Source organism: Pseudonocardia sp., assembly GCF_029263155.1.
GTDB lineage: Bacteria > Actinomycetota > Actinomycetes > Mycobacteriales > Pseudonocardiaceae > Pseudonocardia.
Genome location: NZ_JAJCYB010000008.1, coordinates 15,140 through 30,529, shown reverse-complemented (window position 1 = coordinate 30,529; position 15,390 = coordinate 15,140). Strand labels below are relative to the sequence as shown.

Sequence of the window (15,390 nt, the reverse complement as noted above, 5' to 3'; positions counted from 1 at the left end):
CAAAGTTGACCAAGGGAGTGCGCGTTGAACGTTGCCAACCTGCTCCTCACCGGCGCAGCCCGCGAGCCGTCCCGCCCCGCCTGGACGTTCGGCGGTCGATCGGCGACGTATGCGCAGCTCACGGACCGGGTGGCCAGGCTCGCCGCGGGCTTCTCCCGGATCGGGCCGGCACCTGGCGATCGGGTGGTACTGCTGCTGCCGAACGCCCCGGAGCTCGTCGAGGCCCTGCTCGCGGCGATGTGGGGCGGTTTCGTCGCGGTTCCGTTGAACTGGCACCTCCATCCCCAGGAGGTGGCCTATGTCCTGCGCCACTGCGGCGCCCGCGCGGTCGTCGTGGCGGACGAGACCGAGGGCGCGGTGTCGGCCTTCGACGGCGAGGTGTCGGTGTTGCACGTGCGCGGCGCCTACGAGGGCCTGTTCGGCGAGGCCCCTGCCCCGCTCGCCGACGTCGGCGCGGACGACCCGGCGTGGCTGTTCTACACCTCCGGCACGACCGGACGCCCGAAGGGCGCGACGCTCACCCACCGCAACCTGCTCGCCATGGCGCTGAACTACTACGCCGACGTCGACCGGATCGCGCCGGACAGCGTTTTCGTGCATGCGGCGCCCCTGACCCACGGCAGTGGCCTCTACCTGCTGCCGGCGCTGGGTCGCGGCGCGGTCAACGTGATCTCGACGGCCCGCAGCTTCGACCCGGCGGACTACCTGTCCCTGCTCGCGGAGCACCGCGCGACGCACGCCGCGTTCATGGCTCCGACGATGCTCAAGCGGCTGCTCGTCGCGGGCGATCAGGCGAACCACGACCTGTCGGGTCTGCGCAGCATCGTGGTCGGCGGCGCCCCGCTCTACCGCACCGATCTCCATGCGGCCGTGGCGGCGTTCGGCCCGATCGTCACCCAGATCTACGGGCAGGGCGAGTCCCCGATGACGATCACCGTGATGCCGCCACGTGAGTGGGAGCGGTCCGGTTCGTGCGGGCGCGCGTTCGTCGGCGTGCAGGTCCGTATCGTCGACGCCGACGGCACCGAACTGGCGGCGGGGGCGGACGGGGAGGTGTGCGTGCGCGGTGACGTGGTGATGCGCGGTTACTGGGACGATCCGGGCGCCACCGCGGCGGCGGTGCGCCGTGGGTGGCTGCACACCGGCGACATCGGCCACCTCGACGGCGAGGGCTACCTCCACCTGACCGACCGGGCGAAGGACGTGATCATCACCGGCGGGTCGAACGTGTACCCGCGGGAGGTCGAGGAGGTCCTGCTGTCACATCCTGCGGTGTGCGAGGTCGCCGTGATCGGGCGCCCTGATCCCGAGTGGGGCGAGTCGGTCTGCGCGTTCGTCGTCCCGGTTCCGGGCGCCGATGTCGACGCGGCCGAGCTCGTCGAGCACAGCCGGGGGCAGCTGGCGTCGTTCAAGAAGCCGAAGGAGATCGTGTTCATCGACGCGCTGCCCAAGAGCGCCGCCGGGAAGATCCTCAAGCGCGAGCTCCGGGGGGAGCCGCCACGCCGATGAGACCGTTCCGCATCGACATCGGGGACGACGTGCTCGACGATCTCCGCCGCAGGCTCCGCGCCACCCGCTGGCCGGACCGCGAGACCGTGGACGACTGGTCGCAGGGCGTGCCGCTGCAGTATGTCCAGGACATCTGCGCGTACTGGGGGACCGAGTACGACTGGCGGGCCCGGGAGGCTCTGCTCAACCGATTCGACCAGTTCACCACGACGATCGACGGGCTGGACATCCACCTCGTCCACCAGCACTCGCCCGTCCCCGGGGCCATGCCGCTGGTCATCACGCACGGCTGGCCGGGGTCCGTCGCCGAGTTCGCCGCCGTGATCGGCCCGCTCACCGACCCGGTGGCCCACGGCGGCGACGCGGCGGACGCGTTCGACGTCGTGTGCCCGGCGCTGCCCGGGTTCGGCTTCTCCGGCAAGCCCGACCGGCCCGGCTGGGGTGTCGAGCGCGTCGCCATGGCCTGGTGCGAGCTGATGGACCGGCTGGGCTACGCGCGGTTCGGCGCGCAGGGCGGCGACTGGGGCGGCCACGTCACCACGCTGCTCGGGGCCAACCATCCCGACCGGCTGCTCGGCATCCACGTCAACCTCCCGATCGTACGGCCCGGGCCCGGCGAGGCCGCCGACCCGGACGGCGCCGAGCAGGCCGCCCTCGCGGCGCGGGAGTACTACGACCGCGAGGACTCCGGGTACTCGAAGCAGCAGAGCACCCGGCCGCAGACCCTCGGCTACGGGCTCACCGACTCTCCCGCGGGCCAGGCGGCCTGGATCCTGGAGAAGTTCGCGCGCTGGATGGACGAGGTTGTCCCGGAGCTCGTGGAATTTGAGGTGGCGGTCCCCCACCTGAGTCCTGCCGTGCGGTAGGTACTCGGGTGAACCGCCAAGAACACCACGAGGAAGGCCCTAACGGACCGCCGTGCGCAAGCACTACCAGAACCAGGAGATCGACACGAGCCAGCCCGCCGTGCCCGACACGGTGAGCGTGGCGCTGGCCGAGCTGGCCGGTGAGATGCGCGAGGGCCTGCTGGCTCTCGCGGTCGGGACCGGGCTGCAGGTGATGGCCGCGATCATGGAAGCGGACGTGACCGCGGCGTGCGGGCCCAAGGGCCGCCACGACCGCGAGCGGACCGCGACGAGGCATGGCCACGGCGCCGGGTCGGTGAGCCTGGGCGGGCGCCGGGTCCCGGTGCAGCGGCCGCGGATGCGCGCGGTCGACGGCTCCGGTGAGCTGACGGTCCCGGCCTATGAGCTGTTCTCCGACACCGAAGTCCTCGGGCGAATGGCGCTGGACCGGATGCTCGCCGGGCTGTCGACGCGGCGCTACGGCGTCGGGCTGGAGCCGGTCGGAACCCGCACCGAGAAGACCGCCACCGCCACCTCGCGCTCCGCGGTGTCGCGGCGGTTCGTCGCGCAGACCGAGACCGCCCTGGGCGAGTTGCTCGCCGCGGACCTGTCCGGGCTGGACCTGGTGGCGTTCATGGTCGACGGTGTGCACTTCGGTGAGCACCTGTGCGTGGTCGCTCTCGGGATCGACATCGACGGCAAGAAGCACCCGTTGTCGCTGGTGGAGGGCTCGACCGAGAACGCCACGCTGGTCACCGAGCTGATCGTGGGCCTACGCGAACGCGGCCTGGACGTCACCCGTCCGGTCCTGGCGATCCTGGACGGGTCCAAGGCGCTGCGCCGCGCGGTGCTCGACGTGTTCGACCGGCCGGTGATCGGTCGCTGCCAACTCCACAAGATCTGAAACGTTCAAGATCACCTCCCGGAGAAGCTGCGGACCACCGTCACCTCCAGGATGCGCCGGGCCTATCACGCCGACTCCGCACTCGCCGCCGAGGCCGAGCTGTGCGCGCTGGCCGCCGAGCTTGACCGTACCCACCCGGGTGCGGCGGCGAGCCTGCGCGAGGGCATGGCCGAGACCCTCACCGTGCTGCGGCTGGGCATTCCGCCCACCCTGGCGCGTACGTTCCGCTCGACCAACGCCGTGGAGAGCATGATCTCGATCTGCCGTACGCACGCGAGCAACGTCAAGAACTGGCGCGATGGCGCGATGGCGCTGCGCTGGTGCGCCGCGGGATGGTCGAGGCCGGCAAGCAGTTCCGCCGCGTCAACGGGCACATGCACCTGCGATCGCTGCGCGACACGCTGGAGCGCATCACCCGACCGGTCGCTACGACCGGCCATACTGACACCGTCACAGCCGCCTGATGATCACCGGGCCGCCACCGAAGTTCCACGGAACTCGGGACATCCTCTGGATGGACTGCGACGGGCGCCCCGAGAACGTCCTGAGCCGCGACGAGCTGCTCGACGCCGTGATGCTCTACTGGGTCACCGGGTCCGCGGCGTCGTCCGCGCGGCTGTACTGGGAGAGCTTCCGCAAGGTCGTCCCCGGCCACGTGTCCGTGCCCACCGGGGTGGCCGCGTTCCCGAAGGAGATCATCCCCGCGGCGCCGCGCTGGGTCGCGAAGCGCTACAACCTGGTGCACTGGACGGACATGCCCCGTGGTGGCCACTTCGCCGCGCTCGAGCAGCCGGAGCTGTTCGTCGCCGACGTTCGCGCCTTCTTCCGCCGGCTCAGGTAGGGCGTCAGTATGACCCCATGGCAGCGCCGCCTTCGCCGTTCTCCGCGTACGGCTCCGAGATCTACCTGGGCGGGCTGGCCGACGACGTGCCCGCCCTGCCCACCGACCCGGACCGGCTGGAGGAGGCCGCCCGCGCGGTGCTGGCCGACAAGCCGTTCTGGTACGTGGCGGGCGGCGCCGGATCCGGCACGACGATGCGGGCCAATCGCGCGGCGTTCGACCGCTACGGCCTGGTGCCCCGGGTGCTGCGCGACTGGTCCGTGCGCGACTGGTCCACCACCGTGCTGGGCACCGCGATGCCGGCACCGCTGCTGCTCGCCCCGATCGGCGTGCAGTCGATCCTGCACCCCGACGGCGAGCTCGCCACCGCCCGCGCGGCCGCGGAGCTGGGCGTACCGATGGTGCTCTCGACGGCCGCGTCGCACACCATCGAGCAGGTCGCCGCCGCCGCGGACTCCATCCCACCCGGCCCGCGCTGGTACCAGCTGTACTGGCCCGTCGAGGACGCCGTGACGGTCAGCCTGCTCGACCGGGCCCGCACGGCAGGCTTCACGGTCCTCGTCATCACCCTCGACACCTGGCTGCTCGGCTGGCGTCCGCACGACCTCGACAGCGCCTACCTGCCCTTCCTGCGCGGGGTGGGTGCGGCGATCCCGTTCTCCGACCCCGCCTTCCGCGCCGGGCTCGCGCAGCCGCCCGAGGACGACCTGATGGCCGCGGTCCGGCATCGCCAGCGGATGTTCCAGGGCAACGCCAAGCACTGGGACCGGCTCGACCTGATCCGCGAGCACTGGGACGGCCCGATCGTGCTCAAGGGCGTCCAGCACGTCGACGACGCGCGGCGCGCCGTCGACCGGGGGATGGACGGTGTGATCGTCTCCAACCACGGCGGCCGGCAGGTCGACCGCGCGATCGGGTCGCTGCACGCGTTGCCCGGGATCGTCGGCGCCGTGGGCGGGCGGGCGGCGGTGCTGTTCGACTCCGGCATCCGGACCGGTGCCGACGCGGCCGTCGCGCTTGCCATGGGCGCCGACGCGGTGCTGCTCGGGCGACCGTTCGCCTACGGCCTCGCGTTGGGTGGCCAGGACGGCGTGCGCCACGTCGTCCGCACCGTTCTCGCGGAGCTGGACATCACGCTGACGCTGGCCGGCTACGCCGATCTCGCCCAGCTCCGCGCGACGAAGGACGCGATCTCGAGGCTCGACCGAGGGACGGGCTCGGGGTGAAGATCGCCGCGAGGTGGGCGTCGACGTTGATCGAATCGCGAATCCCCCCGTCTCGCGGCGATCATCACCGCGGCGGGAGGCCGCCGCAGAGCTCGTCGAAGGCGTCCTGCTCGAACGGGTTCGACCACACCTCGACGATCTTGCCGTCCTGGACGTGGTAGACGTTCACGTGGCGCCACTCGAAGCTGCGGTCCGGGCAGTCGACGCGGTTGGTGCAGATGCCGACCGCGTGGGCGTCGGATCCCAGCACGTCGTGGACGTCGGCGGTCGGGAGGCCTCCGGTCAGCTCCTTGATCGCCCGGCCGAGGGCGCCCCGTCCGCGGAGATCACCGGCGAGCCTGCTCCGGCCGGGGACGTGCACGACGACGTCGTCGGCGATCACGTCGGCGAGGGCGTCCGGGTCACCGGCCGCGATGGCGTCCAGCACCTTCTCGTTGCTGTGCATGCCCGTCCCGTCCGAGGCCCGCCCGGGCCCGTCGCCGACGAGTGTCGTGCATCGCCGACGGCGCCGGCATCGGTTCCGCGGGGCAGTCCAGGTCGCCCGGCTCGGCCTGGCGGGAAGACGACGGTCGGTGACGGCCGGGACACCCGATGGGCATCGTCCAGTTCGCGCCGGAGTGCGGGCCCGCCCTTGTCCGGGATGTACTACCGACGGTGAGAACCTTCAGCCTCGTTGGCCGAAGAGTGTGATCCGGCTCACCGCTAGCGTCGGGCCGTGACCCGAGTGCCCGTGACCCAGGTGACGGCCGAGCCGAGCGCGGCGCTGCACAGCTACCGGCAGATGGTCGCCATCCGGCAGTTCGAGACCAAGGTCGACGTGCTCTACCGGCAGGGCCGGGTGCGCGGGCCTGCCCACCTCGGTATCGGCCAGGAGGCGGTCGCGGTCGGAGCGGCCTCGGTTCTCCGCGACGGCGACTACTCGATCGGCACCTACCGCGGGCACGCGCACGCGCTGGCGAGGGGGGCGCCGCCCGAGGCCGTGCTGCTCGAACTGCTGGGCCGGGCGGGTGGGATCTGCCACGGCAAGGGCGGCTCGATGCACATCGCCGACGTCGAGCACGGCTACTACGGCTCCTACGCGATCATCGGCGCCCACCTGCCGATCGCGACCGGGCTGGCGTGGGCCAGCCGGGTCCGCCGCGACGACCGGGTCACGGTGTGCTTCTTCGGCGACGGCACCACCAACATCGGCGCCTTCCACGAGGCGCTGAACCTGGCCGCGGTGTGGGACCTGCCGATCGTCTTCGTCTGCGAGAACAACCACTACATGGAGTACACGTCGATCGCCGACGTCATCGCGGTCAAGCAGCCCGCGGCCGACCGCGCGTCCGCTTACGGCCTGGCGTCGATCGTGGTCGACGGCAACGACGTGAACGCGATGGCCGAGGTGGTCGGCGCCGCCGTGCGGCGCGCGCGGGACGGAGCCGGCCCGTCGCTGGTGGAGGCCGACACCTACCGGATGTGCGGGCACTCGGCCGCCGACCCCGCGACCTACCGGACCAAGGAGGAGGTCGCGGGCTGGGCGGAGCGCGACCCGCTGCTGCGCCAGGCCGAGGTGCTCACCGCGTCCGGGGTGTCCGCCGAGGAGCTGGAGGCGATCTCGGTCGAGATCCGGGCGGAGATCGACGCGATGGCGGTCCGCGCGTTCGCCGCGCCCGCCCCGGAACCGGCGACGGCATGGACGGACCTGTGGTCGGACGGGAGCTCCCAGTGGAGGAACTAGTACCGTGGCGGAACTGACCTACCGGCAGGCGGTGGCGGCCGCCATTGCCCAGGAGATGGAGCGCGACGACCGGGTCGTCCTGCTCGGCGAGGACGTCCGCCCCGGCGGGGTGTTCAAGACGACCGTGGGACTGCTCGACCGGTTCGGGCCCGACCGCGTGTGGGACACGCCGATCTCCGAGACGGCGATCGCCGGCGCGGCCATGGGTGCTGCCATGGCCGGGCTGCGACCGGTCGCGGAGATCATGTTCTCGGACTTCTACGGTGTCTGCTGGGACCAGGTGGCCGTCGAGATCGCCAAGACGCGGTACATGACGGGCGGGCAGGTGACCATCCCGCTCGTCATCCGCGGCGCGAACGGCGGCGGGTAGGCTTCGGCGCCCAGCACAGCCAGGCCGTGGAGAACTGGGCGCTGTGCGTGCCCGGCCTGAAGATCGTCTCCCCGTCGCACCCGGCGGACATGGTCGGCCTGCTCGCCGCGGCGATCCGCGACGACGACCCGGTGCTGGTCTTCGAGCACAAGGCGCTGTTCGGCAGCAAGGGGGAGTGCCCCGACGGCGAGCACGTCGTGCCGCTCGGGCGGGCCGCCGTCGTCCGCGAGGGCTCCGACGTCACCCTGATCGGCCTGTCGATCACGGTCGGGATGTGCGTGCGGGCCGCGGAGGAGCTCACGGCACAGGGGGTGTCGGCCGAGGTGATCGACCTCCGCACGCTCGTCCCGCTCGACGCCGCGGCCGTGCTCGCCTCGGTGCGCCGCACCGGGCACGCGGTGATCGTCGAGGAGAACCCCGGCCAGCTCGGCTGGGGCGCCGCCGTCGCGTCGATCCTCGGCGAGGAGGCCTTCGACGACCTCGCCGCACCGGTCACCCGCGTCAGCGGCGGCAACATCCCGCTGCCCGTCGCCGCACCGCTGGAGGCCGAGGTCAGCGTCTCGGCGGACAAGGTCGTCACCACGGTGACGAAGCTGCTCGACCGGCCCGACCGTAGGGCCGTCTGATCCCTCGAAACCGAAGGTGGGCAAGCGATGGAGATTCGCGGCGAGGAAGTTCTGCTCCCGATCAGTGCGGTGTCGGCGTTCCCGCGGCCGCACTGGCTGCAGGGCCGGGTGTTCGGCAGCCGGGAGGAGCCCTACTACCGCAGCCACAACCTGCGGGTCACCTACGAGGACGCCGTCGCCCTGTGTGCCGCGGAGCAGGAGAAGGCCGGGCTCGACGTTCTCACCGACGGTGCCCAGTACTACGAGTGGGAGGCCCCCGGCTTCCAGCTCGAACCGATCTTCCACTTCATCCCCGAGATGCTCGGCGGCATCACTCCCTACGGACCGCCCGGTGACGGCGTCAAGTACGCGCCGTTCTACAAGGGCATCGTCCACGACAAGGTGACGTGGAAGCGCTCGATCTTCGAGGGCGTGGTCTATGCCATGAAGCGGGCCACCGACAAGCCGTTCAAGGTGGCCATGCTCGGCCCGGCGCAGCAGAGCGTCATCCTCGACGACCAGCACTACGGCGACCAGATCGAGATGGCCTTCGACATCGCCCGTGCGCTGAACCAGGAGCTGAAGTTCCTGGTCGGGCAGGGGCTGGAGGCCGTCCAGCTGATCGACGTGCTGCCGCCGTACTTCCAGGACGGCTGGCAGATCGAGGCGCAGAACATCATGTTCGACGGCGTGGACGCGATCAAGTTCTGGCACATCTGCTACGGCAGCGTGGACGGCCAGCGTGACGTGTTCGAGGACAAGGCCGCGGAGATGATGCCGCTGTTCGGCCAGTCCCCGTGCGACGTCATCCACATGGAGTTCACCAGCAAGGGTCTCCTGGAGCTGAGCACGATGGCGAAGTTCCCCACGAACAAGGTGCTTGGCATGGGCGTGGTGGACGCCAAGAACGTTATGGTCGACACGGTCGACGACATCGCCGGCCGCATCCGCCGCGGCCTGGAGTTCCTGCCCCCCGACCGGCTGCTGATCGCCCCGGACTGCGGTCTGGGCTACTTCAGCCGAACCGTGGCCTACGGGAAGCTGCGGAACATGGGCGCCGCCGTCGAGCAGGTCCGCGCCACCCTGTAAGGCGGACGAACCCGGGCGGGGCGATCGTTGCCGGTCGCTCCACCCGGGTGCCATGCTGCCTTGTTCGCCAATGACGGCGGGAGCCTGCCATGTTCGATACCGCGGTGAGCGGGTCAGCGCTGCGGCTGGCGCCCGGCGACCACATCTGCGCGTTCTACCGGCAGCCCGAGGAGCGTGACGAGATCCTGCTCCCGTTCCTGCGGGACGGCCTGCGTGCCGGGCACAAGTGCGTCTGCGTGGTCGACAGCTGCGACCCCGAGCACGTCCGGGGGCAGCTCGACGCCGAGCCGAGGGTCGACGACCAGCTCGAGGTGCTCGACTCGGGTGGCACCTACCTGGCCGGCGGCGGCTTCCTCCCGGCGGAGATGCTGACGTTCTGGAACACGAAGACCGACGCGTGCCTGCGCGACGGCGGGTTCAGCTTCGTACGCAACGTCGGTGACATGACCTGGGCGCACACCGAGAAGCCGGGCGTGGGCGAGCTCATCTCCTACGAGTCCGAGCTCAACCGGCTGATGAGCTGCTACCCGCAGGTGAACCTGTGCCTCTACGACCTCGGCCGGTGCAGCGTCGAGCTCGCGCTCGACGTGCTCAAGACCCACCCGAAGGTGCTGATGGGCGGGATGGTGCTGGAGAACCCGTTCTACCTGGAACCGGACGAGTTCCTCGCCGCCCGGGAGAGGAAGAGCCATCAGCGAACGCGGTGACCCCGAGACGGTGCGGCTGCGCGAGCGGCTGTCCGACCTGCGGGCGCTGCTCCTGCTCTCGAACCTGATGACCGACGGGGACGAGCAGCAGGTCCTGCGCCTGGCCGCGGCGTCGGCGCCGTCGTTGGGGGACTGGCGGATCGAGGGCTTCGTGCTCGACGGGGTGTTCCGGCCAGGCGGGTCCAACGGCGACACCAGCTCCAACGGACACGGCAGCTCCAACGGACAGGGCAGCTTCAACGGACACGGCAGCTGGACGGCACGGCTGATCGAGCAGGTCGCGGCGCTCGGTGCGCCGGGCGGCCCGCTGACCCTGCCCCAGCGTGGCTGGGCGTGGGCGCTGCCGCTGCCTAGCGGGTCCGGCCGGACGCTCGGCCACCTGGTGATCTCCGCGGTCGGACCCCCGTCGTCCGACGACGAGTTCCTGCTCCAGGTCCTCGCCCAGCAGACCGGCGTCGCGCTGTCCAACGCCCGGCTGCACGAGCGGGACCGGCTCGCCGCCGAGCAGCTGCTGGCGGCCAACACCAAGCTCTCGGCGACCGTGGCGACGCTGCGCCACCACACCGAGGTCCACGACCGCCTCGCCAGGGCGGCGGCCACCGGAGCGGGCCGGTCCGGGATCGCCGAGGTGCTGCACGGGCTGACGGGCAGGCCGGTCGCGATCGAGGATCGCTACGGCAACCTGCGCGCCTGGGCCGGTCCCGGCCGCCCGGACCCTTACCCGAAGCAACCGTCCGCGAGACGCGAGGCACTGCTGCGCCGCATGCAGCGGGAGGTGCGCCCGCTCCACGACCGGGGCAGGCTGGTGGCGTTGGCGACGGCCCGGCCGGACGTGGTGGGTGTGATCGCGCTGATGGATCCGGACGCCACGGCCGCCGAGTCGGAGGTGATGGCGCTCGAACACGCCGTCACCGTGCTCGCCGTCGAGCTCGGCAGGCTGCGCGGCCTGGTGGACGCGGAGCTGCGGCAGCGCGGCGAGCTCGTGAACGACCTGCTCAACGGGATGGACGACGAGAGCGCCGCGCTCCGGGCCGAGGTGCTCGGACACGACCTTGGCCGCCCGCATCGCGTGGTGCTCGTCGAGGGGGAGGCGGCCGGCACCCCGTCCGACGGCGAGGACTTCCTGCACGCTGTTCGCAGCGCGGCACGCGACCGGCAGCTACCAGCACTGATCGGCTCCCGCTCCAACGCGGTCGTCATCGTGACCGGCGACGATCCGGACTGGGCCGCGCTGCGGCATGCCACCCTGCGCGAGCTGGGGGGCGGGACGTGCCGGATCGGGGTCGGCGAGCTCTGCGACCGCCCGTCGGGGCTGTCCCGCTCCTACCGCGAGGCGGAGCTCGCGCTGCGGCTGCAGGCGTCGGCGGCGGTCGCCGACCAGGTCAGCGAGTACGCCGCGCTCGGCGTCTTCCGCCTCCTCGCCGCGCTGCCCGATCAGCGTGACGTGCAGCGGTTCGTCCGGCAGTGGCTCGGCACGTTGATCGACTACGACGCCCGGCGCGGCACGGAGCTGGTCCGCACGCTGGCCGAGTACCTCGAGCAGGGTGGGAACTACGCGGTGACGTCTCGGCGGCTGTTGGTGCACCGCAACACGCTGAAGTACCGGATGCAACGAATCCGTGAGCTGTCGGGGCTCGAACCCAGCCATCCCGACGTGCGTTTCAACTTCCAGCTCGCCGCCCGCGCCTGGGCCACCCTGCGCGCACTCGACGACGAGGAGCACACGTGACGGACACCGATCTGGTGCGGGCCGTGCGGGCGTACGTGGCGGCCTGGAACACCGCCGATGACGGTGCGCGGCGGCGGTTGCTCGCCGAGTCCTTCGCCGAGGACGGCTGCTACCTCGACCCGTCGGCAGCCGTCGTCGGCCGGGAGGCGCTCATCGCGCACACCCGGGCTTTCGGGCAGCGGTGGCCGGGTGCCGTCATCGAGCTGACCAGCGGCATCGACGAGCATTCCGGATCGGCCTGCTTCACATGGCGGGTGCGCGGTCCCGGTGGCGAGACGCTGCATGAGGGCCTCGACGTCGTCAGCGCGGATACCGACGGCCGGCTGTGTCAGGTGATCGGCTTCTTCGGCGGGTACCGCAGCCCGCACTTGGCCCTGTCCCTCTAGGCTAGGCGAGCACACGGACGAAGGTGCTCCCGTCGCCCCGTGGGCGGTAGATCTGCTTGAAGTCGAAGGCGTAGTCGAAATCATCCTTCTCGGACTCCTGTGCGCCCTTGAGGTCCACGTTGTGCACGATCAGCAGCTCCTCGCGCACGTGCGAGGCCTGGATCAGGCAGACCCCGACGGCGCCCAGATTCCCGAGCCGCCCCAGAAGGGCGCACCGGTCACCCCGTGGCTGCCCACGGCGTTGCACGCAATCGTCCAGACCTGGTTCGTGGCGGAGGCGGCCGGCAGCACGTAGTCCCACAGATCGTCGTAGTAGCGATCGGTGCGCAGGTTCATGCCGGGTAGTCACGGTTCCCCGCGGCCCGCCACGACGCGATCTGCACGATGGCGTCGACCTCCTCGACCATCGAGTACTCACGCAGCAGCTCGCTGAAGAGGTAGTCGTAGCACGTGGTGAACCCGAGCCGACCGTGCCGGGTCGCCATGACCAGCCGGTCGTCGCGGCCGCTGTCGGTGTAGTCCTTCTCGATCCCCGGGAGGAAGACCTTGTCGTAGGTGTTCTCGTCGGCCAGATGGTCGGGATCGCGCCCGACGGCGAACGTGCGGTTGAGGAAGCGGTCCTTCGTCGTGGCCGCGGTCAGGCCGTTGAGCAGGACCGCCTCGAACCCGTTTCCCAGCAGGGGCTGCAGCTCGTTCTCGATCCAGTCCGTGTGGTTCTCGACGGCCGCGCCGCTCATGTAGGCCAGGCAGTCGTCCCGCTGGTCCCAGAAGTACCCGGACAGGCAGAACTCGGGGAACACGGCGATGTTCACACCGCGCTCGGCGAAGATGCTCGCGGCTCGCAGGATCTTGTCCTTGTTCGCCTCGAGGCCCGGCACCTCGGCGTGGATGTTGGCCATGCCCACCGAGAGCATCGACTCGTCGTCGCTGTAGCTCCGCTCCGCGATCAGGAACTCGTCACCGTGCACCATCAGGGCGACTGGGTCCGGCCCAGCTCGCCGAACGGGGTGCGGGACCCGTCGACGAGCGCGACGGCGCGCCGCAGCACCGCAGACTCGGCGGCGTCGAACCCGGCGCGCCGCGCCCGGACGGCGGAGAGCGCGAGAGCCGCAGCGTCGAGGCATTCCTTCGCCATGCCGCGGACCACGTCCGGTGAGGCGCCGCCGCGGGAGAGCCGGGACCGCACGATCGCGCGCGGATCGAGCACGTCGCTCAGGTCGCTGCCGGCGAACACGGGGGTTCTGAGCCACCACTCCGGATCCGCGGTGGCCAGCTCGCGAGCGGCCGCGTCCAGCATCTCCCCGGTGATGTCGACGCCGCGCAGCCCGTCGATCGCCGCGCGCCGGACACAGGCCCCGACCAGCTCGTACGCGGAGCGGTAGTCCATCCCTGAGGAGATCATGAGATGCTCGGCGAGGTCGGCCGCCTGCGAGAAACCGCCTTCGAGCGCGGCGTACATCCGCTCCGCGTCGACCGTCAGCCCGCCGACCACGCCGGTCATCAGGCGGGTGGCCCTGAGGGCCAGGTCCAGCGCACGGGGCACCTCCCCGTAGGCGAAGATCAGGTTGTCGCTGCGGGCGGACGGGCTCTTGGCCACCGCGAGCATCCCGGTCAGCCGTCCGATCAGGACGCCGGCCTCCCCGCGGATCATCGTGAGCGCATACGGGTTGCGCTTCTGCGGCATCAGGACGCTCGTGCGGGTGTGCCCGTCGGCGAGGCTCACGTAGCCGAACTCGCCGCTGCACCAGATCTCCAGGTCCTCGGCGAGCTTCGCCAGCGTGGTGACGAGCCCCGTGGCGGTGCCCACCACCTCGGTGAACCCGTCGGCCTGCCACATCGCGTCGCGGGTGTGCTCGATGACGTCGTCGAAGCCGAGCAGCTCGGCCATCCGTTCCCGGTCGCCGGTCAGCGGGCTGCCGTTGACGCCGCCCGCGCCTGCCGGGCTGCGGTTGACCCAGTCCAGATTCGCGGTGAGCCGCTCGATGTCGCGCAGCACCGGGTAGACCATCGCGAGCAGGTAGTGACCGAAGGTGGACGGCTGGGCGTGCTGCAGGTAGGTCTGCTCGGCCATCAGGGTCTCGGCGTGCTCGATGGCCCGCTCGCAGGCCGCGTGGGCGAACTGTGCGGCCGCCTCGATGAGGTCGGCGGTGTCGCGGCGCACCCGCAGCCGCATCGCGATGCGCACGGCCTCGCGGCGTGGCCGTCCGGCGTGCAGCCAGCCTGCGTCGCGGCCGATCTGGGCGGCGAAGCGGCGCTCGCGGCAGTTGTAGACCTCCCCGTGGGCCGGGTCGTAGCCGAACTCCGCCACCGGTGTGCGCACCGCGTCCATCAGCGCGCCGAGCAGCCTGCGGGCGGAACCGTCGGGCACGACCCGGCGTTCGCGCAGGACGAGAACGTGGGCCATGTCGGCGACGTTGAGGCCCTCGTGCAGCACGGGGGCGTCGGCCACCTCGATGGCGAAGCCGCCGTCGACCAGCTCCTCGGCGTACCGACTCACGTGCGTCCTCCCAACGCGATGAGCAGTGCGCGGGTGCGCTGGACGCTCGCCGCGGCGTCGTCGCCGACCGGGTAGACCACGGGCCACAGCTCGGTGACCCCGACGTCGGCGTAGCGCTGCAGCTGCTTCTCCACCTCGGACTCGGTGCCGACCACCGCGAGCGCACCGACCGACGTGACGCCCTCGCGCTCGAACACCCGCAGGTAGTTGTCCAGCCCGCCGTAGCGGGCAAAGGTGATCTCCGCGACCGCCCTCCCCTGGTCGGGATCGTCGGTGACCGCGACCGGCATGCCGGCGATGATCCGTGGCCGTCGCCTGCCCGCAGCGGCCGCCGCGTCGGCCAGCGTGGGCACGATCGAGTCCTCCAGGGTCCGCGGGCCGGCGAGCCAGGTGACGGTGCCGTCGGACAGCTCGCCCGCGACCTGCACCATCCCGGGGGACAGCGCACCGACGACGATCGACACCGGCGACGTGCCTGCGACGACGAAACCGCCCTCGACCTGGTAGTACTCGCCCCGGAAGCTCACGTCCTCGCCGCGCAGCAGCGGCCCGAGCACCGTGAGGTACTCGCGCATGTGCTTGGCCGGGCTGGTGAAGGTAAGCCCGTGCAGGCCCTCGATCACCGGCTTGTGGGAGACGCCGACGCCGAGCGTGAGCCGCCCGCCGCAGAACACCTGCGTGGTGGCCGCCTGCTGGGCCAGCGCGAGCGGATGCCGCGGGTAGGTGGGGACGATGCCGACCCCGAGCTCGATGCGCTCCGTCGCGGCGCCCGCAAGCGCGAGGGTGGTCAGCGCGTCGTACGCGCGGGAGAAGTGCACCGTCCAGGCCGAGGCGAATCCGTCTGCCTCGGCGCGCCGGGCGTCGTCCACGACGTCGGGCGGGGAGCTGGGACTGCCGAGGACGTCTCCTCCGAGATTCATCGCAATACGCATGGGAACCTCGCCGCTGATCCATCCCGA

17 protein-coding genes and 1 pseudogene are annotated in these 15,390 nt (G+C 71.4%); 12 read left to right on the top strand and 6 right to left on the bottom strand.

The features are described 5' to 3' along the window. Positions 1-24: 24 nt before the first annotated feature. The 5 genes and pseudogenes from Q1K26_RS00850 (at position 25) to Q1K26_RS00830 (ending at position 5,325) form a co-directional block, all read left to right on the top strand. A complete protein-coding gene (locus tag Q1K26_RS00850; protein ID WP_300007027.1) occupies positions 25-1,509 on the top strand; it encodes a long-chain fatty acid--CoA ligase in 1,485 nt (494 codons plus the stop codon). Continuing rightward, positions 1,506-2,375 (top strand): epoxide hydrolase, encoded by an 870-nt coding sequence (locus tag Q1K26_RS00845; protein WP_300007026.1) that lies wholly within the window; start codon positions 1,506-1,508, stop codon positions 2,373-2,375. Before Q1K26_RS00850 ends, Q1K26_RS00845 begins: the two co-directional genes overlap by 4 nt. Positions 2,376-2,427: 52 nt before the next feature. Continuing rightward, positions 2,428-3,722 (top strand): annotated as a pseudogene (locus Q1K26_RS00840) (IS256 family transposase). Then, entirely contained in the window at positions 3,722-4,099 is a 378-nt protein-coding gene (locus tag Q1K26_RS00835; protein WP_300007024.1) for a hypothetical protein, read from the top strand. The pseudogene Q1K26_RS00840 and the gene Q1K26_RS00835 overlap by 1 nt, the downstream one beginning before the upstream one ends. A 17-nt stretch (positions 4,100-4,116) precedes the next feature. Beyond that, complete coding sequence (locus Q1K26_RS00830) at positions 4,117-5,325, top strand: alpha-hydroxy-acid oxidizing protein (protein ID WP_300007022.1); 1,209 nt, start codon at positions 4,117-4,119, stop codon at positions 5,323-5,325. A 64-nt stretch (positions 5,326-5,389) separates the two neighbouring features. Here Q1K26_RS00830 and Q1K26_RS00825 read toward each other — a convergent pair whose 3' ends face one another. Then, positions 5,390-5,770 carry a nuclear transport factor 2 family protein gene (locus Q1K26_RS00825; RefSeq protein ID WP_300007020.1) on the bottom strand — a complete coding sequence of 127 codons (381 nt, stop codon included), beginning with the start codon at positions 5,768-5,770 and terminating at the stop codon, positions 5,390-5,392. Between the two features lie 270 nt (positions 5,771-6,040). Here Q1K26_RS00825 and Q1K26_RS00820 point away from each other — a divergent pair, with 270 nt between their 5' ends. From Q1K26_RS00820 to Q1K26_RS00790, 7 genes are all read left to right on the top strand, one after another. Further along, positions 6,041-7,048 (top strand): thiamine pyrophosphate-dependent dehydrogenase E1 component subunit alpha, encoded by a 1,008-nt coding sequence (locus Q1K26_RS00820; protein WP_300007019.1) that lies wholly within the window; start codon positions 6,041-6,043, stop codon positions 7,046-7,048. Between the two features lie 4 nt (positions 7,049-7,052). Next, on the top strand, positions 7,053-7,418 hold the full coding sequence (locus Q1K26_RS00815; RefSeq protein ID WP_300007017.1) for a hypothetical protein: 366 nt from the start codon (positions 7,053-7,055) through the stop codon (positions 7,416-7,418). Between the two features lie 26 nt (positions 7,419-7,444). Next, positions 7,445-8,044, top strand: coding sequence for a transketolase C-terminal domain-containing protein (locus Q1K26_RS00810; RefSeq protein WP_300007015.1), 600 nt, complete (start codon positions 7,445-7,447; stop codon positions 8,042-8,044). Positions 8,045-8,071: 27 nt separating this feature from the next. Further along, on the top strand, positions 8,072-9,112 hold the full coding sequence (locus Q1K26_RS00805) for a hypothetical protein (protein WP_300007013.1): 1,041 nt from the start codon (positions 8,072-8,074) through the stop codon (positions 9,110-9,112). Positions 9,113-9,201: 89 nt separating this feature from the next. Beyond that, positions 9,202-9,819: an MEDS domain-containing protein gene (locus Q1K26_RS00800; RefSeq protein WP_300007012.1), complete on the top strand. Its 618-nt coding sequence runs from the start codon at positions 9,202-9,204 to the stop codon at positions 9,817-9,819. A 10-nt stretch (positions 9,820-9,829) separates the two neighbouring features. Next, positions 9,830-11,548 (top strand): helix-turn-helix domain-containing protein, encoded by a 1,719-nt coding sequence (locus Q1K26_RS00795; protein WP_300007010.1) that lies wholly within the window; start codon positions 9,830-9,832, stop codon positions 11,546-11,548. Continuing rightward, a complete protein-coding gene (locus tag Q1K26_RS00790; protein ID WP_300007008.1) occupies positions 11,545-11,934 on the top strand; it encodes a nuclear transport factor 2 family protein in 390 nt (129 codons plus the stop codon). Before Q1K26_RS00795 ends, Q1K26_RS00790 begins: the two co-directional genes overlap by 4 nt. 1 nt (position 11,935) lies before the next feature. Here the strand turns inward: Q1K26_RS00790 and Q1K26_RS00785 are convergent, their stop codons facing one another. The 5 genes from Q1K26_RS00785 to Q1K26_RS00765 are packed head-to-tail and all read right to left on the bottom strand — an operon-like array spanning position 11,936 to position 15,351. After that, positions 11,936-12,082, bottom strand: a complete 147-nt coding sequence (locus tag Q1K26_RS00785) for a hypothetical protein (RefSeq protein WP_300007006.1) — start codon at positions 12,080-12,082, stop codon at positions 11,936-11,938. Between the two features lie 14 nt (positions 12,083-12,096). After that, positions 12,097-12,270 (bottom strand): hypothetical protein, encoded by a 174-nt coding sequence (locus Q1K26_RS00780; RefSeq protein WP_300007004.1) that lies wholly within the window; start codon positions 12,268-12,270, stop codon positions 12,097-12,099. Then, positions 12,267-12,905, bottom strand: a complete 639-nt coding sequence (locus Q1K26_RS00775) for a carbon-nitrogen hydrolase family protein (RefSeq protein WP_300007002.1) — start codon at positions 12,903-12,905, stop codon at positions 12,267-12,269. The genes Q1K26_RS00780 and Q1K26_RS00775 overlap by 4 nt, the downstream gene beginning before the upstream one ends. Continuing rightward, positions 12,905-14,431, bottom strand: a complete 1,527-nt coding sequence (locus tag Q1K26_RS00770) for an argininosuccinate lyase (protein WP_300007000.1) — start codon at positions 14,429-14,431, stop codon at positions 12,905-12,907. The genes Q1K26_RS00775 and Q1K26_RS00770 overlap by 1 nt, the downstream gene beginning before the upstream one ends. Further along, positions 14,428-15,351, bottom strand: a complete 924-nt coding sequence (locus Q1K26_RS00765; protein WP_300006997.1) for a TIGR03564 family F420-dependent LLM class oxidoreductase — start codon at positions 15,349-15,351, stop codon at positions 14,428-14,430. The genes Q1K26_RS00770 and Q1K26_RS00765 overlap by 4 nt, the downstream gene beginning before the upstream one ends. Positions 15,352-15,390: the final 39 nt, after the last annotated feature.